Origin of the sequence: Aeromonas sp. 600282 (assembly GCF_049175755.1) — a bacterium.
Lineage (GTDB): Bacteria > Pseudomonadota > Gammaproteobacteria > Enterobacterales > Aeromonadaceae > Aeromonas > Aeromonas veronii_A.
Map to the genome: position 1 here is coordinate 214,410 of NZ_JAAKVR010000004.1, position 19,572 is coordinate 233,981.

The 19,572-nt window shown below is 60.7% G+C and carries 16 protein-coding genes and 2 tRNA genes; 10 read left to right on the top strand and 8 right to left on the bottom strand.

From position 1 onward, the window contains the following. Positions 1–2: 2 nt before the first annotated feature. The 7 genes from G5137_RS06545 to G5137_RS06575 form a co-directional block, all read right to left on the bottom strand. Positions 3–407, bottom strand: a complete 405-nt coding sequence (locus G5137_RS06545) for a nitrous oxide-stimulated promoter family protein (protein WP_421255092.1) — start codon at positions 405–407, stop codon at positions 3–5. 86 nt (positions 408–493) lie between these two features. After that, a complete protein-coding gene (locus tag G5137_RS06550) occupies positions 494–2,296 on the bottom strand; it encodes an aminopeptidase P family protein (protein WP_421255093.1) in 1,803 nt (600 codons plus the stop codon). Positions 2,297–2,329: 33 nt separating this feature from the next. Further along, positions 2,330–2,995, bottom strand: coding sequence for a GntR family transcriptional regulator (locus G5137_RS06555; protein ID WP_005340138.1), 666 nt, complete (start codon positions 2,993–2,995; stop codon positions 2,330–2,332). 193 nt (positions 2,996–3,188) lie between these two features. Beyond that, on the bottom strand, positions 3,189–4,814 hold the full coding sequence (gene pckA, locus G5137_RS06560) for a phosphoenolpyruvate carboxykinase (ATP) (RefSeq protein ID WP_005340139.1): 1,626 nt from the start codon (positions 4,812–4,814) through the stop codon (positions 3,189–3,191). Positions 4,815–4,963: 149 nt separating this feature from the next. Then, positions 4,964–5,848 (bottom strand): Hsp33 family molecular chaperone HslO, encoded by an 885-nt coding sequence (hslO, locus tag G5137_RS06565; RefSeq protein ID WP_019445177.1) that lies wholly within the window; start codon positions 5,846–5,848, stop codon positions 4,964–4,966. A 77-nt stretch (positions 5,849–5,925) separates the two neighbouring features. Continuing rightward, a complete protein-coding gene (gene hslR, locus G5137_RS06570) occupies positions 5,926–6,324 on the bottom strand; it encodes a ribosome-associated heat shock protein Hsp15 (RefSeq protein ID WP_421255094.1) in 399 nt (132 codons plus the stop codon). A 256-nt stretch (positions 6,325–6,580) separates the two neighbouring features. After that, a complete protein-coding gene (locus G5137_RS06575; RefSeq protein WP_005340143.1) occupies positions 6,581–6,961 on the bottom strand; it encodes a hypothetical protein in 381 nt (126 codons plus the stop codon). 185 nt (positions 6,962–7,146) lie between these two features. Between G5137_RS06575 and G5137_RS06580 the strand changes: the two genes are divergently transcribed. Then, positions 7,147–8,535, top strand: coding sequence for a bifunctional NUDIX hydrolase/phosphatase PAP2 family protein (locus G5137_RS06580; protein ID WP_421255095.1), 1,389 nt, complete (start codon positions 7,147–7,149; stop codon positions 8,533–8,535). Next, positions 8,532–9,623: an AI-2E family transporter YdiK gene (gene ydiK, locus G5137_RS06585; RefSeq protein ID WP_216952793.1), complete on the top strand. Its 1,092-nt coding sequence runs from the start codon at positions 8,532–8,534 to the stop codon at positions 9,621–9,623. The genes G5137_RS06580 and ydiK overlap by 4 nt, the downstream gene beginning before the upstream one ends. A gap of 104 nt (positions 9,624–9,727) precedes the next feature. Here ydiK and mutS read toward each other — a convergent pair whose 3' ends face one another. Further along, on the bottom strand, positions 9,728–12,310 hold the full coding sequence (gene mutS / locus G5137_RS06590) for a DNA mismatch repair protein MutS (protein WP_421255096.1): 2,583 nt from the start codon (positions 12,308–12,310) through the stop codon (positions 9,728–9,730). 217 nt (positions 12,311–12,527) lie between these two features. Here mutS and pncC point away from each other — a divergent pair, with 217 nt between their 5' ends. The 8 genes from pncC (at position 12,528) to G5137_RS06630 (ending at position 19,572) form a co-directional block, all read left to right on the top strand. Then, positions 12,528–13,019, top strand: a complete 492-nt coding sequence (gene pncC / locus G5137_RS06595) for a nicotinamide-nucleotide amidase (protein WP_033115928.1) — start codon at positions 12,528–12,530, stop codon at positions 13,017–13,019. 80 nt (positions 13,020–13,099) lie between these two features. Next, on the top strand, positions 13,100–14,164 hold the full coding sequence (gene recA / locus G5137_RS06600) for a recombinase RecA (protein WP_104016529.1): 1,065 nt from the start codon (positions 13,100–13,102) through the stop codon (positions 14,162–14,164). A 44-nt stretch (positions 14,165–14,208) separates the two neighbouring features. Beyond that, complete coding sequence (locus G5137_RS06605) at positions 14,209–14,718, top strand: regulatory protein RecX (RefSeq protein ID WP_215802118.1); 510 nt, start codon at positions 14,209–14,211, stop codon at positions 14,716–14,718. A 295-nt stretch (positions 14,719–15,013) separates the two neighbouring features. Next, a complete protein-coding gene (alaS, locus tag G5137_RS06610; protein ID WP_421255097.1) occupies positions 15,014–17,638 on the top strand; it encodes an alanine--tRNA ligase in 2,625 nt (874 codons plus the stop codon). A gap of 16 nt (positions 17,639–17,654) precedes the next feature. Then, entirely contained in the window at positions 17,655–18,893 is a 1,239-nt protein-coding gene (locus G5137_RS06615; protein ID WP_337073158.1) for an aspartate kinase, read from the top strand. A gap of 103 nt (positions 18,894–18,996) precedes the next feature. Beyond that, complete coding sequence (csrA, locus tag G5137_RS06620; RefSeq protein WP_005336053.1) at positions 18,997–19,185, top strand: carbon storage regulator CsrA; 189 nt, start codon at positions 18,997–18,999, stop codon at positions 19,183–19,185. A 214-nt stretch (positions 19,186–19,399) separates the two neighbouring features. Next, positions 19,400–19,492 (top strand) — tRNA-Ser (locus tag G5137_RS06625). A gap of 3 nt (positions 19,493–19,495) precedes the next feature. Beyond that, positions 19,496–19,572: transfer RNA gene (locus tag G5137_RS06630), tRNA-Arg, on the top strand.

Genomic DNA, 19,572 nt, shown 5'->3' on the forward strand with positions numbered 1-19,572 from the left:
GGTTATGGCGGCAGCGGTCTGCTGTGGGGCAGTTTGGGAGCCTTGCGAAAGCCGTCGAGCAGGTGGCGAAGGGTGAGCCAGGGGTGGCGCAGCAACATGCGCGGGCCGCTCCACTTCATCACCTGCTGGATCTGTTTGCGCATCGCCGGGGCGTAGCAGTGGATATTGCAGTTGGCGCAGGTGGGTTTGTGGCCGTGGCCATAACGGCAGCGACGCAGGCGCTGATGGGCGAAATCCCGCAACTGGCGACAGTGACAGCAGTGGGGATCCTGATGATGGTGCTGGCAGTAGAGGCGGATCATGGCGCTGACCGTCTGCTGCTCGCGCATGAGTCTGGGGTGGTCACTCGCCTTTTTGCTGGCTGCGGCGTGTGAGCCCCGGGCTGGGCTGGCATGATGACTTTTCATGGCCGCCATTCTCCTGACCAGCTCGCTTGGGGTGTTGATACAGGTCAAATGGGGGATAAAAAACAGGGCCCGCAGGCCCTGTGTCATCAGATGAGGCTGGTTGCCTGCTCCAGCCAGGCGAGATCCTCACCCTCGAGCAGCGGGCTCAGGCGGCGGAACACCTCAACGTGGTATTCGTTGATCCAGCGGAATTCGGCCGGGCTCAGCAGGCTGCGGTCGATCAGGCGGGTATCGAACGGTACATAGGTCAGACGCTCGAAGCCCAGCATTGGCAGTTCGCCGATCTGCTCCAGCTCGCTCACCACCACCAGGTTTTCGCAGCGGATGCCAAAACCATCTTCGCGGTAGTAGCCCGGCTCGTTGGAGAGCACCATGCCCGGTTGCAGCGCCACCATGTTCCCTTTCGGGGCGATGCGCTGGGGCCCTTCGTGGACGCTCAGGAAGTGGCCGACGCCGTGACCGGTGCCGTGGTCGTAGTTGTAACCGGCTTGCCACAGCGGCATGCGGGCCAGCACGTCGAGCTGGATTCCGGCGGTGCCGCGCGGGAAGCGGGCCTGATCCAGCGCGATATGGCCCTGCAATACGCGGGTAAACATCGCTTTCTGCTCGTCGCTCACCTCACCCACCTTGATGGTGCGGGTGATGTCGGTGGTGCCATCCATGTATTGGCCACCGGAGTCGAGCAGATAGAGGCTGTCCTGACCAAACGCACGGGGAGTGCCGTTGGTGTGGTGGTAGTGGCACATGGCGGCGTTTGGGCCGAGTGCCGAGATGGTGTCGAAGCTCGGCTCGACGTAGTGCTCCTGCTCGCGGCGGAACGCTTCCACCTGATCGGCCAGGGTGCCTTCATCCACACCCTCGAACTCGCCGGAGGCGACCAGCCGATCCAGCCAGGCGAGGAAGCGGGTCATTGCCACGCCATCACGCAGGTGAGCGGCACGCATACCGGTCAGCTCGATCTCGTTCTTGCACGCTTTCGGCAGCATGGTGGGGTCCTGCCCTGCCACCAGAATGGCGCCCGCCTCTTCCATGACGAGCTGGGTCCAGGCGTTGGCGCTGTCCGGATCGGCCAGCACCTTCTGCTGATCTTCACCGATGCGCTGCAGCACGTCACCCAGCTTGTCGATGGGGTAGACGGAGACATCCTGCCCTACGTGTTGGGTGAAGGCGAAGCAGTCAATTTTGTCGGTATCGACGAAGAAATCCATGCTGGTGTTGGCGTAGAGCACCGCAAAGCCCAGCACCACCGGCAGCCGGTCGATATCGCGGCCGCGCAGGTTGAGCAGCCAGTTGATGGGCTCGGCCTGGGTCAGCAGCACCGCATCCAGCCCGCGCTTGCGCAGGTCGGCCGCCAGCTGTTCACGTTTGGACTGGCTGGACTGGCCCGCCAGCTCCTCGCTGTAGAGGATGACCGGGCTCTTGGTCGGCTCCGGGCGATCGCTCCAGTTCAGGTCGATGGGGTTCTGCTCGACGCGGATCAGCTCGATACCGCGGTCGGCCAGCACGGCCTTGGCATTCTTGTACCAGGTCAGGCTGTGCAGACGGGCATCGAAGCCAACCCGGGAGCCTGACGGCAGCTGCTCGGCCAGCCACTGCACATGGGGATTTTCAACGAGGTGGAGGAATTCGAACAGTTCGGCGGGAGTTTGCATCCGCGCCTGCACCGTATAGCGACCATCGACAAAGAGGGCTGCTCGCTGGGCCATGATGATGGCGACTCCGGCAGAGCCGTTGAAACCGGTGATCCAGTCAAGCCGCTCGGCATAGGCGGGGATGTACTCGCCGAGGTGCTCATCATCGTGGGGGACGATAAAGGCGTCCAACTCCTGCATGGCCAGCTCGGCCCTGACTTGGGCGACGCGGGTTTCAATTATCTCGAAATTATTCATGTCGTTAGTGCCAGATGGTTGCTATATGAGTGTTCAGTTTTTATGGCCGCTGGCCAGGATCCGCTTGATCGACTGGCCCGCTGCTTCGATATGCTGCCTGAGCAGCACCACCGCCTCGTGCTTGCGCCGGGCGCGGCACAGTTCCAGCAATTGGGCGTGTTCACGCTCCGCCTTGTCCACGCCGTCGCTGGCAAAGAGCAGCTCGAAGCGGACATAGCGGTCACAGCTCAGATTGATCTGGGCGATCAGTTCAAGTGCCTGGGGGCGACCGGCTGCCTGATAGAGGGTGGCGTGAAAGCTGTGGTTCAACTCGGCCCAATGTTCGATCTGGGTGCCTGACTCCAGGGCGTGATCAAACTGGGCGAGGATGGCCTCCGCTTGCGCGAAGGTGGCTTCCGTCATCTTGTCGACGGCGTGAAACAGGGTATCGGCTTCCAGCAGCGCTCGCAAATAAAAGAGCTCTTCGATGGCCGAGGCGTCCAGCATGGTGACCACGGCGCCGCGATGGGCTTCGAACTTCACCAGCCCCTGCGCTTCCAGCTGCATCAGGGCTTCGCGCACCGGAATGCGGCTCACGGCCAGCTCTTTGGCAATGGCATCCTGACGCAAGGGGGCGCCAGCGGGGAACTCCCCACGGAGGATCCGGCCACGGAGGTTTTCCATCACCATCTGGGTTCGGGTCTTGTAGGGTGGGGTCATGGTCGGGTCACGATTGGGCGTTACAGAATTGTATATTGTATAAAGTTTGGCTGAATCTAACCTGTCACAATGGGCAAAGGCAAGGTTTTGGCCCCTTTAACGGGGCCGATGGCGGCGTTCGGGGCTCCACAAAAACAAAAATGCCGGTCAGCGTGGTTGACCGGCATGATGTCACTGATACGAAGCGAGCCTGTTACAGCTGCGGGCCTGCCGCAACCAGACGTTTGCCTTCATCGTTGTCGGTGAAGCGCTCGAAGTTCTTGATGAAGCGCCCTGCCAGATCGACGGCCTTGGCATCCCACTCGGCCTTGTCGGCGTAAGTGTCGCGCGGGTCGAGGATCGCCGGGTTCACATCGTGCAGCGCGGTCGGGATCTCCAGATTGAAGATTGGCAGCACCTTGGTCTCGGCCTTCTCGATGGAGCCATCCAGGATGGCGTCGATGATGGCGCGGGTATCCTTGATGGAGATGCGCTTGCCGGTGCCGTTCCAGCCGGTGTTGACCAGATAGGCCTCTGCCCCTGCCGCTTCCATCCGTTTCACCAGCTCCTGACCGTACTTGGTCGGGTGCAGGGAGAGGAAGGCTGCGCCGAAGCAGGAGGAGAAGGTCGGAGTCGGCTCGGTGATGCCGCGCTCGGTACCGGCCAGTTTGGCGGTGAAGCCAGACAGGAAGTGGTACTTGGTCTGCTCCTTGGTCAGCTTGGAGACCGGGGGCAGTACGCCGAAGGCGTCGGCAGTCAGGAAGATCACTTTGGTGGCGTGACCTGCCTTGGAGACCGGCTTGACGATGTTGTCGATGTGATAGATGGGGTAGGAGACGCGGGTGTTCTCGGTCTTGGAGCCATCATCGAAGTCGATGGTGCCATCGGCAGCAACGGTCACGTTCTCCAGCAGCGCATCGCGACGGATAGCGTGGTAGATGTCCGGCTCCGCCTCTTCGGAGAGCTTGATGGTCTTGGCGTAGCAGCCTCCTTCGAAGTTGAACACGCCGTGATCATCCCAGCCATGCTCGTCATCGCCGATCAGCTGACGCTTGGGATCGGTGGAGAGGGTGGTCTTGCCGGTGCCGGAGAGGCCGAAGAAGATGGCGACGTCGCCGTCCTGACCCACGTTGGCGGAGCAGTGCATGGAGGCAATGCCGCGCAGGGGCAGGAAGTAGTTCATCATGGAGAACATGCCCTTCTTCATCTCGCCACCGTACCAGGTGCCACCGATGAGCTGCATCTTCTCGGTCATGTTGAAGGCAACAAAGTTCTCGGAGTTGAGACCCTGCTCCTTCCAGTTCGGGTTGGTGCACTTGGCACCGTTCATCACCACGAAGTCAGGCTTGAAGGTTTTCAGCTCTTCATCGCTCGGACGGATGAACATGTTTTTCACGAAGTGTGCCTGCCAGGCCACCTCGGTGATGATGCGCACGGCCAGGCGGGTATCCGGGTTGGCACCGCAGAAACCGTCGACTACAAACAGGCGCTTGCCGGAGAGCTGTTTGGTGACCAGCCCTTTCAGATGTGACCACACTTCCGGGGTAATGGCTTTGTTATCGTTTTTACCCTGGTCAGACCACCACACAGTATCCTGGGTAGTGGCATCTTTGACGATATATTTATCTTTCGGGGAGCGACCGGTGAAGATACCGGTGTTTACGTTGACGGCGCCCAGCTCGGTCACCACACCGCGCTCGAACCCTTCCAGGTCAGGGCGTGTCTCTTCGGCGAAAAGCTGTTCGTAAGAGGGGTTGCGAACGATTTCTTGGCTGTTTTTGATGCCGTACTGGTCCAGTCCTAATTGTTGGGCCAGGGTGGGTTCTGCCACGATTGTCATTGTATTCTCCTGGGTTCAGAGGTTGGTAGGGTTCTATCTGACGGTCATCCTATCACTTAGGTGGTAGAGTTTAGCGATCGCCATCAAACTTTATAAAATAGGGTATTTTTTTGTTATTAAAGTTAAAGGCGGGTTTTGCCCGCCTTTAATTAGTGTAACTGGTTTGCATCATTGCCGGGAGCCCTGCTGAACAGGGTTTCGACATCGATCCCATTAAATTGGTACTGGGCGCCGCAATAATCACAGTGCATGTCGATCTTGCCGAGCTCCTGCACCATCTCCATGACCTCTTCCTTTTCTATCTGCAACAGGGCCCCTTCGCAGCGCTCGCGGGAGCAGGTGCAGCGGAACTCGACCGCCTGCGGATCGAACACCCGCACCTTGTCCTGATGGTAGAGACGGTAGAGGATCTCTTCTGCCTGCAGGCCGAACAGCTCTTCATCCTTGATGGTGCTGGTGAGCTGGGTCAGGTGATCGAAGTCGTTGCTGTGATCCTCGCTCTGGGCGGGCAGCTCCTGCAGCATGATGCCGGCGGCGCGCGGTTCGCCCTCGTGGTAACCGGTGCGGATCCACAGCTTGGTGGCCAGCTGTTCGGAGCGGGCGAAGTAGTGCTCCAGGCAGCCCGCCAGGGTATCGGCGTCCAGCGCGATGATGCCCTGATAGCGCTCGCCCTGCTCCGGGGTGATGGTGATGATCAGCTGGCCGTTGCCGATCAGGCTCTGCAGCTTGCCATCGCTCGGCAGCTCGCCTTCATAGCGGGCCACGCCGCGCAGCTGCTGGTTGTTGTCACCGTTGATCACGGCCAGACGCACCGGGCCATCGCCCTGCAGTTGCACTGTGATGGAGCCTTCAAACTTGAGGGTGGCGGTCAGCAGGCTGGTGGCGACCAGCAGCTCGCCCAGCAGTTTTTGCACCTGCACCGGGTAGTTCTGGGCTTCCACTACGTGGCGGTAGGTGTGATCCAGCTGGACCAGCTCGCCACGCACTTCGTACTCTTCAAACAGATAGCGATACAGCAGATCTTGGTTGCTCATCATGTATTCCTGGCTTTTCGGTGAGGTAAATCGGGCGGGCTGGGGTTGATGCCAGCCCGGTATCAAATCGGGGTCGGTCAGTACTGTTTGACCTTGAGCAACTGGCGTCGCTCCTGCTTGTCGGGGCGGCGCTCGGGGCTGGGGGCAAACTGGCTGTTGAAGCGGCGCGCCTCGCTGTTCTCGGCCCGCTTTTTCAGGCTCTCGGCGGTCTCTTCATAGAGCTGCTGGGCCAGCGGTGCCGATTTGCGCTGCTCGCTCAAGGCCAGCACCCGCACTTCGCGTTCGTCCTGCCCCTGCCAGAAGCGAATCAGTGCACCCACTTCCACCTGTTTGCCCGGTTTGCTGCGATGACCATTGTAGTGCACCTTGCCCCCGTCTATCTGATCCCGCGCAATGGAGCGGGTCTTGTAGAAACGGGCCGCCCACAACCACTTGTCGAGACGAACCTCGAGGGCACTTTCTGCATGATTGGGCATGAACAGGCTCCATAACGGGGAAAAGAGGTGGTCGATTATACCAGAGCACGGGCTCGGGATAGAAACCGGGCCGCCGCCGCGCGGGGCGCAAACCATGTCAAGGTGATGCAACATATGGGCAGTTTGCTGATTCACAAGGGAAAGTCGGTGCTTTATCGGGGATTCATGGGGACTGGGAGGGGCCTCCATACCGCGCATATAAAGCAGCCGCCCCGGTTGGGGGCGGCTGCGTTCACATCCATCAACCATGTCAGAGTCAGAAGTGATCGTGCTGATCCGGCTTCTTCTGGTCGTGGGGGCCTTCGCTGTGGGCTATGGCTGTGCGGATCAGATCAACCCCGGCGCGGATAATCAGCACCCCCATGTTGACCAGCTTGACGCAGACCCACATGAAGGTGATGAGCAGGATCAGCTTGAGCACTGTCTGGAACGCTTCCAGGAAGTTCTGCTCCAGCTGGGCGGTGAGGCCGTTGGCGCTGGTCATCAGCCAGGTGTAGACCTCGCGCACGAACGGGATGCGGCTTGGCATCTCCAGTACATCCAGTGCGGCAGGAAGCGCCTGGAAGATGACGATGCTGCCGAACAGGATCAAAATGACACCGATGGCGATGCCGAGGAAAAAGCCGAACTGTCTCATGGAGGGCTCCAGCGTTTGCTGCATGAAATTGAAGATAGCCGCCAATAGTAGGGAGTGCCCTGCTTCATCGCAATCATCCGTGCACCGCCAGCGCAGCGGGAACGGCGGCGATCCGGCCGCTACCGTTGCCCAACTATCTGATTTCTGGGAGGCTTGTCGCCATTGTGCATAGGGAAAGCAAATTGATGTCGAGAACCCTCTTTTTACTCTTGTTGGCGTGGTTTGCCGCTCTGCCAGCCCTGAGCGCCGAACCGGCGGCTCCCTCGGCGGCGGCCTGCGCCATCCGCCATCAGGATCAACTGCTGCTGGTGCAGGATCGCATCTCCTCCCGCTATAGCCTGAGCGGTGGCTATATCGATGGCGGTGAGAGTCCGCAGCAGGCGGCACTGCGCGAACTCTTTGAGGAGACCGGCTTGCGGGGGGAGGTGGTGCAGGAGTTGGGTCGCTGGCAGCGAGCGGTTATCTTCGCTTGTCGCACGCTGGAACCCATCGTCGCCCAGCAAGATTCCGATTTTGTCTCGCTGCTGAAAGCTCCCAATCTGGGTGGGGAGATCCTCAACGCCCGCTTGATCGCGGTGGACAAGCTCCCCCGCGAGCAGCGCCGTTTCCCGGATCAGCTCGACTTGCTGCAATCCCAGCTTGCTCAGGTGCCCGAGAGCGAGGTGCGCTGGCAGGCCGATTTTGTGGCGCAGGGCAATGCGCTGCATCAGGCCGAGATCCCGCTGATGATGCGTCTGCAACAGTGGCTGGGGCCCGATGTCTGGTGGCTGTCGGTCAGCAATCTGTTTGGTTCAGGCGGCTTTCAGCTTGCCCTGATACCTTTGCTGCTCCCGCTGCTGGGGTGGCCGCGGCTGCGCCAGTTGCTTTTCGCCATGCTCTGGCTCGGGCTGCTGGTGCAGGCAAGCAAGGAGGGGATCGGCTGGCCGCGCCCCTTCCATCTGCAACCTGAACTGGCAACCCAGAGTGCCCAAGGCTTTGGCATGCCGAGCGGCCATACCGCCTCGGCCTTGCTGTTCTGGGGGGCGCTGCTTGGCTGGCTCTGGCCTGCCCGGCGCGGGCTGGCCTATTCGCTGGCGCTGCTGCTGGCGCTGACCACAGGTCTGGCGCGGGTCTGGCTCGGGGTGCACTTTATCTCTGACGTAGCGGCGGGGCTGCTGATGGGTGCCATACTGCTGGCTGCTTGTCCCTGCTGGCGTACCGATGGGGGTGGGGCAGGCTGGTTGCTGCTGATTGCCGCGGCGCTGGCGCTCGGGGGAATGACCCAATCGGCCCATCTGACCGGTATCGGGCTGGTAGCGCTGGGCCTCTGGCTCGGGGGAAAGGCTGCCCTCGTTCGTGCTGGTTATCCCCCGCTGCTTACAGGGGGCGTCGTGCTGGCGGGCGGCTTGCTGAACGGTGCCGGCCTGTGGCTGTTGCCGCTGCTAACCAGTAGCTCGTTGATCATACTGCTCGGACAGTTTGTGCTCTTTTTCGGGCTGGGGCTCTGGTTGAGCGTCGGCCTCTGGTGGATACTCTCTCTCTTGAAACAAGACTCACGACCCAGGGGCGGACGCCCTGCAAGGGGAACTCTATGAATATGAAAAAAGTGGATTTGGCCAAGATAACCTTGGGGGTGCTGTTTCTCAGCCTCCTGATCATCTCCTGCTTTATGGTGCTGCGCCCCTTCCTGCCCGCACTGGTGTGGGCCACCATGATCACCATCGCTACCTGGCCACTGATGTTGATGGTGCAGCGGTTGCTGTGGGGCAAGCGTGCGCTGGCCGCTCTCTTTATGAGCCTGGTGCTATTGCTGATGTTTGTCATTCCGCTCTTTATGACACTGGCCAATGTGGCGGAGAAAGCCCCCATGCTGATCGAACTGGGGACCAATATCAGCCAGTCGCCTCCGCCCGAGCTGCTCTGGTTGCAGCAGATCCCGCTGGTGGGCGGCAAGCTCTATGACTTCTGGCAGCAAATTCTGGCGAGCGGTGGTCAGGTGCTGTTTGCCAAACTGGCGCCCTACTTCGGCCAGACGGCGCGCTGGCTGGCTGCTCAGGCCGGTAATCTGGGCATGCTGCTGGTCCACTTCCTGCTGACGGTCGGTATCTGTGGTCTGCTCTATCACTCCGGTGAAGTGGTGGCGACCGGCATTCGCCGCTTTGCCCACCGGCTGGCCGGGGATCGCGGTGACAATGCGACCGTGCTGGCTTCCCAGGCGATCCGCGCCGTGGCCATGGGGGTGGTGGTTACTGCGCTGGTGCAATCCTCGGTGGCCGGGGTGGGGCTGTGGATCGCTGGCATCCCCTACACCATGGTTCTGGTGGTGGTAATGTTCCTGCTCATCGTCGCCCAGATAGGTCCCTTTCCGGTGCTGATCTCCTGTGTCGGTTATCTCTACTGGAGCGGTGATACTACCTGGGGCACCTTCCTGCTGGTCTGGTCGCTGATCGCCGGCACAATGGACAACTTCCTGCGTCCCTTCCTGATCAAACGCGGTGCCAATCTGCCCCTCATTCTCATTCTGGTGGGGGTTATCGGCGGCCTGCTGGCGATGGGGATCATCGGTCTGTTTATCGGCCCCGTGGTGCTGGCTGTGGCTTATACCTTGCTGGATGCCTGGATCAAGGAGGGTGACCACCAGTCAGAGGCGACCCATATCGCGGCAGCGCCCAGTATAGATTGACGGTTCTATAAAAAGACGATGCAAAGAGCCGCCCGATGGGCGGCTCTTTTGTTGATGATGACAGCGTCAGGCCAGTTGTTTCATACCTGAGCCGCAGCGGTTGTTCACAGCATCTGCTTGAGGCGATAGAGCAGGTCCAGTGCCTGGCGCGGGGTGAGCTCGTCCGGGCGCACCGCTTCCAGTTCTTCCACCACCGGATGAGGCTGCGGGGCGAGGGCCACCGGTGCCGGGCGGCTTTCACCGGCGGCCACCGGAGTGGCGCTCTCCAGCTCATGCAGCTTGTGGCGGGCCTGCTGGATCACCGATTTCGGTACCCCAGCCAGCGCCGCCACTTGCAGACCGTAGGAGCGGCTGGCCGCCCCTTCCTGCACCGCGTGCATAAAGGCGATGGTGTCGCCGTGCTCCACCGCATCGAGGTGGACGTTGGCCAGCCCGCTCATCAGCTCGGGCAAGCGGGTCAGCTCGAAGTAGTGGGTAGCGAACAGGGTGTAGGCGCCAATCTTGCTCGCCAGCTGTTCGGCACAGGCCCACGCCAGCGAGAGGCCGTCGTAGGTGCTGGTGCCGCGGCCAATTTCGTCCATCAGCACCAGACTGCGGGCGGTGGCGTTGTTGAGGATATTGGCAGTCTCGGTCATCTCCACCATAAAGGTGGAGCGGCCGGAGGCGAGATCGTCTGACGCCCCGATGCGGGTGAAGATACGGTCGATGGGGCCGATGCGGGCGCTGTCGGCGGGGACGAAGGCGCCGATATGGGCCAGTAGCACGATCAGCGCGGTCTGGCGCATGTAGGTCGATTTACCGCCCATGTTGGGACCCGTGATGATCAGCATCCGCCGCTCCCGCTCCAGCCGGATGGGGTTGGCGATAAAGGGATCTGTCATTACCTGCTCAACCACCGGATGGCGGCCCGCCTCGATCAGGATCTGATCCTCATCGATGAGGGTCGGGCAGCGATAGTCGAGGGTCTCGGCCCGCTCGGCCAGGTTGGCCAGTACGTCCAGCTCCGCCAGTGCGGCGGCGGAATCCTGCAGATCGCCGAGGTGGGGCAGCAGGGCATCGAGCAGCTCTTCGTAGAGCCGTTTTTCCAGCGCCAGCGCCTGGGACTGGGCGGTGAGTACCTTGTCCTCGTACTTCTTCAGCTCATCGATGATGTAGCGTTCGTTGTTCTTGAGGGTCTGGCGGCGGATGTAGTGGGCCGGCACCAGATGGCTGTTGGCGCGGCTCACCTCGATATAGAAGCCGTGCACTTTGTTGTAACCCACCTTTAGAGTGTTGATACCGGTCAGCAGCTTCTCCCGCTCCTCGATGCGGGCGAGGCTGGCGGTGGCGCCGTTGGCCAGATCCCGCAGCTCGTCCAGCTCCTGATTGAAGCCGTCACGGATCACGCCACCATCGCGGATCAGCACCGGCGGCACCTCCATCACCGCACGCTCCAGCAGGTCGAGCAGCTCGGGGAAGGTGCTGGCCCGCTCGCGCAGCTGCTGCACCGCTTCGTGTTCGTTATCCGCCAGCAGGCGCTGCAATTCGGGCAACTGGGCGAAAGCCTGACGCAGGCGGGTGAGGTCGCGCGGGCGCGCCGAGCGCAGGGCGAGACGGGCCAGTACCCGCTCCACATCACCCACCTGACGCAGCAGGTTGCCCAACTCGTCGTAGAGGTTTTGCTCGATGAGCTCCTTGATGGTGCTCTGGCGACCTTTCAGGATCACCCGATCGCGGATCGGCTGGTGGATCCAGCGCTTGAGCAGGCGGCTGCCCATAGGGGTGGCGGTACGATCCAGCACCTCGGCCAGGGTATTTTCATAGCCACCGGCCAGATTCTGGGTCAGCTCCAGATTGCGGCGGGTGGCGGCATCCATGATGACCGCATGATCTGGCTGTTCAAGGCGTACGTTGCGGATGTGGGGCAGGGCGGTGCGCTGGGTGTCCTTGACGTACTGCATCAGGCAGCCAGCGGCGCACAGGGCGGTCTCGCTCTTGTCGACGCCAAATCCCACCAGATCCTGGGTGCCGAACTGCTGGCAGAGCAGCTTGCGGGCGGTGCCCAGCTCAAACTCCCACTCCGGGCGGCGACGCAGGCCGCGGCGACCCTCGATATGGTGCAGAAACTCGAAGGATTCTGGATAGAGCAGCTCGGCCGGATTGGTGCGCTGCAGCTCTGCCAGCAGGGTCTCTTCTTTCTCGAACTGATTGATGAAGAAGCGGCCGGAGCTGATATCCATGGTGCCGTAGCCGAAGCGGCGGCCATCGTGGTAGACGGCGGCGATCAGGTTGTCCTGTCGCTCGCTGAGCAAAGCCTCGTCGGAGACGGTGCCCGGGGTGATGATGCGAATGACCTTGCGCTCCACCGGCCCCTTGCTGGTGGCGGGATCCCCCACCTGTTCGCAGATGGCGGCGGATTCGCCGAGCTGCACCAACTTGGCCAGATACCCTTCGATAGCGTGATAGGGCACCCCCGCCATCGGGATGGGGCTGCCGGCCGACTGGCCGCGCTTGGTCAGGGAGATATCGAGCAATTGGGAGGCCTTGCGGGCATCGTCATAGAACAGCTCGTAGAAGTCGCCCATCCGGTAGAACAGCAGGATCTCCGGGTTCTCGGCCTTGAGGGCAAGGTACTGCTGCATCATGGGCGTGTGGGCGCTGAGATTGGCGCTTGGCGCGGCGCCAGTAGCTTGGTGTTGTGCGGTCATGTTCTATTCCAGAAGGGGCCTCTGCGGGCCCGGGTCTGCGGTGATGAGCCTTGAGCTTGATGGCGCCATTCTACACATAAGCGCCGCGCCGGGGGAGGTTGGCTCACACCACCATTTGGCTGATGCGAGTCATCAGCCTTGTGACAATCAGCTCAGTTGCGAGGGGCTGCGGCGGGATCGCATAATGTGCCCTTTCCACGAATCAGAAGGAGCTGTGATGAAACTGGACGCAGAGATAGAGCACCTCGCCATCGAGCTGGGGCGGGCCCTTGGTCAACGGGGCTGGCTGGCTGCGACCGCCGAATCCTGTACCGGCGGTGGAGTGGCTACGGCCATCACCGACATCGCGGGTAGCTCCGGCTGGTTCGATCGCGGCTTTGTCACCTACACCAACGAGGCCAAGCAGCAGATGCTGGGGGTGAGCCGCGAGAGCCTTGAGCGGCACGGCGCGGTGAGCGAGGCGGTGGTGCTGGAGATGGCCCGCGGCGCGCTGGCGCACTCGTCTGCCTCCATCAGCGTTGCCATCAGCGGCATCGCCGGCCCCGGCGGTGCGACCGAGGGCAAGCCGGTCGGCACCGTCTGGTTCGCCTGGGCCGACAGCAATGGCCGCCACCACTCTCTGCTGGCCCGCTTCGACGGGGATCGCCGGCAGGTGCGCCAGCAGGCGGTGAGACAGGCCTTGTCGGGTCTGTTGGCCCTGCTCAGATAAATTGGGCTTGATACTGTATGAATAGACAGTATACTTAGCCCAACTTCATTTTTTACTCACGATTTCCAGCGGAGATTGGCATGGATCAGAACAAACAGAAGGCACTGGCGGCTGCGCTGGGTCAGATTGAAAAGCAGTTCGGCAAAGGCTCCATCATGCGTCTGGGCGACAGCAAGACCATGGATATCGAAGCCATCTCCACCGGCTCCCTCTCTCTGGACGTGGCGCTGGGGATCGGTGGTCTGCCGTGCGGTCGTATCGTCGAGATCTACGGCCCGGAATCTTCCGGTAAAACCACCCTCACCCTGCAGGTGATCGCCGAAGCCCAGAAGAAGGGCAAGACCTGTGCCTTCGTCGATGCGGAGCACGCGCTGGATCCCATCTATGCCGCCAAGCTGGGCGTCAACGTCGACGACCTGCTCATCTCCCAGCCGGATACCGGTGAACAGGCGCTGGAGATCTGCGACATGCTGGTGCGCTCCAACGCCGTTGACGTCATCATCGTCGACTCCGTGGCGGCCCTGACTCCGAAAGCGGAAATCGAAGGCGAGATGGGTGACTCCCACGTTGGCCTGCAGGCTCGTCTGATGTCCCAGGCGCTGCGCAAGCTGACCGCCAACATCAAAAACGCCAACTGCCTGTGCATCTTCATTAACCAGATCCGGATGAAGATTGGCGTCATGTTCGGCAGCCCGGAGACCACTACCGGTGGTAACGCACTCAAGTTCTACGCCTCCGTGCGTCTGGATATCCGTCGTACCGGCGCCATCAAGGAAGGCGACGAAGTGGTCGGTAACGAGACCCGCGTCAAGGTAGTGAAGAACAAGGTGGCACCTCCCTTCAAGCAGGCCGAATTCCAGATCTTCTACGGTGCCGGCATCTCCAAAGAGGGCGAGCTGGTGGATCTCGGCGTCAAGCACAAGCTGATCGACAAGGCGGGCGCCTGGTACAGCTACAACGGCGAGAAGATTGGTCAGGGCAAGGCCAACGTGATGAAGCTGTTCGCCGAGAACAAGGCGCTGGCTGGCGAAGTGGAAGCCAAACTGCGCGAGCTGCTGCTCTCCGGTGCCGTACCTGTCGATGACAAGGCTGCACCGGTTGAGGCAGAAGAGTTCGATGCCGAAAGCGAACAAGAGTTCGAATAAGGAACAAAGGAAGGCCGGGTAGATACCCGGCCTTGTTATTTATGATGGTAGATGAATCCGTGACCGAACCGCTCGAGCCCGCCGAGCCGACCTTTGCCGAACAGCTGGCCGCTGCCCGCGGCTATGCCATGCGCAGTCTGGCCCGCCGCGAGAGTGCCGAGTCGGAGCTGGCCAGACGCTTGCGCCAGCAGGGCTATCAGGAAGAGGTGATCGAGGCGGTGGTCGACTACTGCCGCGGTTACAACTGGGTCAATGACGAGCGATATGGTGCCATGGCGGTGCGGGCCGGTGCCGCCAAGGGACATGGCCCGCTCAAGATCCGTTTCGACCTGCGTCGCAAGGGACTGAACGATGGCCAGATCGATGCCGCCTTTGAGCAGCCGGAGCTGGACTGGTTCGAGCTTGCCTTCGAACTGCTGGAGCGACGGGCAAAAATTGCCGATCTGGCCGATTTCAAGCTGCGGATGAAGTGGCTCAAATATCTGCTGGGGCGCGGCTTTACCCAGGATCAGGCCCGTTATGCCATCTCGGCCCTGCAGGAGCGGGAGGAGTAACGCCACTGCGTGGCAACAGTCGTTTCACCTCTCCTTGTGGCCGGTTTTTCCTGCCGGCTCAGTAGGTTGCGAGCGCAATTCCGAAAAAGCCGTCTTTTGTTCATCTCATTCCTCTTTATGCGCTGCTTTTTTGCCTCTCGACAGTGAAAAAAGCCACTGTGAGCAGTGCCGCTCTTTTCTGGCCCGTTTATGTGCGCTTTTTCGCCCGTGGCGGCCCTGTCCGTTTTACTTTACCCCGCAGAAAACTTACATTAATGCGGTTAAAAGTCCGTATTCGAATCAAGCAGGATTTTCCATGTATATGTCCACGTCAGAGATTCGCGCTGCGTTTCTCGAGTATTTCCGTTCCCAGGGGCACCAGGTTGTCTCCTCCAGCTCGCTGGTACCGCATAACGACCCGACCCTGTTGTTTACCAACGCGGGTATGAACCAGTTCAAGGACGTGTTCCTTGGCGCAGACAAGCGTGCCTACAATCGCGCGACGACTTCCCAGCGTTGCGTGCGTGCCGGTGGTAAGCACAACGATCTGGAAAACGTCGGCTATACCGCTCGTCACCACACCTTCTTCGAAATGCTGGGCAACTTCAGCTTCGGTGACTACTTCAAACAGGATGCCATCAAGTTTGCATGGGGCTTCCTGACCGAGGTGCTGCAACTGCCGAAAGATCGCCTGCTGGTGACCGTCTACGCGACTGATGATGAAGCTTTCGATATCTGGGAAAAAGAGGTCGGTGTCCCGGCCGATCGCATCGTGCGCATCGGTGACAACAAGGGTGCCCCTTACGCTTCCGACAACTTCTGGGCGATGGGTGACACCGGCCCGTGCGGTCCCTGCACCGAGATCTTCTATGACCACGGCGATCACATCTGGGGTGGCCGTCCCGGCTCACCGGAAGAGGATGGCGACCGTTTCATCGAGATCTGGAACGTGGTGTTCATGCAGTTCAACCGTCAGGCTGACGGCACCATGGAGCCGCTGCCGCGTCCGTCCGTGGATACCGGCATGGGTCTGGAGCGTATCTCCGCCATCATGCAGGGTGTGCACTCCAACTACGAAATCGACATCTTCCAGGCGCTGATCAAGAAAGCGGCCGAGATTGTCGGCACTACCGATCTGAGCAACCAGTCCCTGCGCGTCATCGCTGACCACATCCGCTCCTGCGCCTTCCTGGTGGCAGATGGCGTGATGCCGTCCAACGAAGGTCGTGGCTATGTGCTGCGCCGCATCATCCGCCGCGCCGTGCGTCACGGTCGCAAGCTGGGCGCTACCGATGTCTTCTTCTACAAACTGGCTGCCGAGCTGGCAGTGCAGATGAAGGATGTCGCTGCCGAGCTGATCGCCCAGCTGCCGCTGGTCGAGCGCGTGCTGCGCATCGAAGAGGAGCAGTTCGTCCGCACGCTGGATCGCGGTCTGCTGCTGCTGGAAGACGCTCTGGCCAACCTGGGCGATGCCAAGGTTATTCCGGGTGAAGTGGTGTTCAAGCTCTATGACACTTACGGCTTCCCGGCCGACCTGACTGCCGACGTGGTGCGCGAGCGCGAGATCGGCATCGACGAAGAGGGCTTCAAGGCCGAGATGGAGAAGCAGCGTGCTCGTGCCAAAGAGGCTTCCAGCTTCGGCGTGAACTACAACGAGATGCTCAAGCTCGACTTCGAGACCCCCTTCACCGGTTACAAGACCCTGACCGAGCGTACCCGCGTGGTCGGTATCTACAAGGGTGTGGAAGAGGTGAGCGGTCTTATCGCCGGTGACGAAGCGGTCATCGTGCTGGAGCAGACCCCCTTCTATGCCGAGTCCGGTGGTCAGGTCGGTGATAGCGGTATCCTGAAAGTGGACGACGGCATCTTTGCCGTGACTGATACCCTGAAAGCGGGCAAGGCGATCATCCACAAGGGTTACATGGAGCTGGGCACCCTGGAGAAGGGCGCCGAAGTGGAAGCCGTGGTTGACGCTGACCGTCGTCAGGCCATCGCCCTGAACCACTCCGTGACTCACCTGCTGCACGCTGCCCTGCGTCAGGCACTGGGCGAGCATGTCACCCAGAAAGGTTCTCTGGTTGGTGCCGAGCGCATGCGTTTCGACTTCTCCCACTTCGAGGGGCTGACCATGGCGACCATTCGCCGGGTCGAGGAGCTGGTCAACAACCAGATCCGCGCCAACCACGAAATCACCACCCAGCTGATGGATCTGGAAGCGGCCAAGTCCGCCGGTGCCATGGCGCTGTTTGGTGAAAAATATGAAGACGACGTGCGCGTGGTGCGCATGGGTGACTACTCCACCGAGCTGTGCGGCGGTACTCACGCCAAGCGCACCGGTGATATCGGCTTCTTCAAGATCATCGCCGAGAGCGGCATCGCTGCTGGCGTGCGCCGTATCGAAGCGGTGACCGGCAAAGCGGCCATCGACTTCATGCATCAGGTTGGCGAGCAGATTGAAGAGGCTGCCGCCCTGGTGAAAGGCGACCAGTTCTGCATCGCCGACAAGGTTCGCCAGATGCTGGACAAGGCCAAGATGATGGAGCGCGAGCTGGAGCAGCTCAAGGCCAAGCTGGCCGCTCAGGCCGGTAACGACCTGCTGGGTCAGGTGATCGAGATCAACGGTCAGAAGGTGCTGGTTGCAGCGCTGGAAGGGGCCGATCCGAAATCCCTGCGCGGCATGCTGGACGAACTGAAGAACCAGATGAAGTCCGGTGTTGTACTGCTGGCCACCTGTGCCGACGGCAAGGTTAACCTGATCGCCGGTGTCACCAACGACCTGACCGGCAAGGTCAAGGCCGGGGAACTGGTCAATCTGGTTGCCCAGCAGGTGGGTGGCAAGGGCGGTGGCCGTCCGGACATGGCACAGGCGGGTGGTACCCAGCCTGAGGCGGTGCCGGCAGCGCTGCAATCCGTTCACTCCTGGCTGGAAGAGCGCCTGTAATCGGGCGAGGTGATCTGTGGCACTCTATGTACAGAAGTACGGCGGCACCTCGGTCGGCACACTGGAGCGGATCGAGGCGGTAGCTGAGCGGGTCGAGCAGACCCGCGCCCAGGGACACGACGTGGTGGTGGTTGTCTCCGCCATGTCGGGCGAAACCAACCGGCTGCTGGGCATGGCCCAGCAGCTGGATCCTGATGCCAACCGGCGGGAGATGGATGTACTGGTCTCCACCGGTGAGCAGGTCACCATAGCGCTGCTGGCGATCGCGTTGAACAAACGCGGTTGTCCTGCGGTCTCAATGACCGGTGATCAGGTGCGGATTCATACCGATTCCGCCTATGGCAAGGCGCGCATCACCCACATCGACACCGGGCTGGTTCATGCCGAACTGGCTGCGGGCAAGGTGGTGGTGATCGCCGGTTTCCAGGGCCGTGACGAGCATAACGCCATCACGACGCTGGGCCGCGGCGGTTCGGATACCACGGCGGTTGCTGTAGCGGCGGCCATCAAGGCCGATGAGTGCCAGATCTTTACCGATGTGGATGGGGTATACACCACGGATCCGCGCATCGAGCCCAAGGCGCGTCGTCTTGACACCATCACCTTCGAGGAGATGCTGGAGATGGCCAGTCTCGGCGCCAAGGTGTTGCAGATCCGCTCGGTGGAGTTTGCGGGCAAGTACCGCGTCCCGCTGCGGGTGCTGTCGAGCTTTATCGATGGAGAGGGAACCTTAATCACATATGGAGGTGATAGGATGGAAGCTCCCCTGGTATCCGGGATCGCTTTTAACCGCAACGAGGCCAGCCTGACCATTCTGGGCGTGCCGGACAGACCAACCGTTGCCGCGCAGATCCTGAATCCGATCAGTGACGCCAACATTGATGTCGACATGATTGTGCAGAACACCCTGGGAGATGGCACCGCCGACTTCACCTTCACGGTGAATCGTGATGACTATCGCCGCGCCCGGGCACTGCTGGAGGAGACCGCCACCGAACTTGGCGCCTCCTGCGTGCAGGGAAATGGCGAAATTGCCAAGGTTTCCATTGTCGGTGTCGGCATGTGGAACCATCCCGGTGTTGCGCGCACCATGTTCAAGGTATTGGGCGAGGAGGGGATCAACATGCAGTTGATCTCGACCTCTGAAATCAAAATCTCTGTGGTAATTGACGAGAAGTATCTGGAGCTGGCGGTGCGGGCCCTGCACGCGGCTTTCGGGTTGGATCAGGCACCGCAAGAGCAGCCCTTGGGCTAACAATCTCTGATTGATTTAGTTTCAACCATTTACCATATCGGTATCTTTGTTAGATAATGTCGCATATCGATATAAAAACAAAACAGGATACAGGAGCAAGCGAATGCTTATTTTGACTCGTCGTGTTGGGGAAACCCTGATGATTGGTGATGAAGTGACTGTCACCGTACTGGGCGTTAAAGGCAACCAGGTCCGTATCGGTGTTAACGCACCGAAAGAGGTCTCCGTACACCGCGAAGAGATCTACCAGCGCATCCAGGCCGAGAAAGTTCCGGGCCAACCGGGCTTCTAAGCCACTTTCATGGCTGTGACAAGGCGACACCTCATGTGTCGCCTTTTGTTTTTTCTCGGCCCCTGAAATCGCCCTGCAGGGCGCGAATCTGCGGGATAAGTGTCGATATTGTTTGAATATTCCACGCTTTGACCAAATGCTGAGCGAACGCACTTTTTTCTCCAAAAAAGTGTTTGACTAAAAATCCCTGTGAAGTATTATCAGCCCCGCAAACGGAGAGGTGGCCGAGAGGCTGAAGGCGCTCCCCTGCTAAGGGAGTATGCGGCTTATACCCGCATCGGGGGTTCGAATCCCCCCTTCTCCGCCATTTGCGCCCGTAGCTCAGCTGGATAGAGTACCTGGCTACGAACCAGGTGGTCAGAGGTTCGAATCCTCTCGGGCGCACCA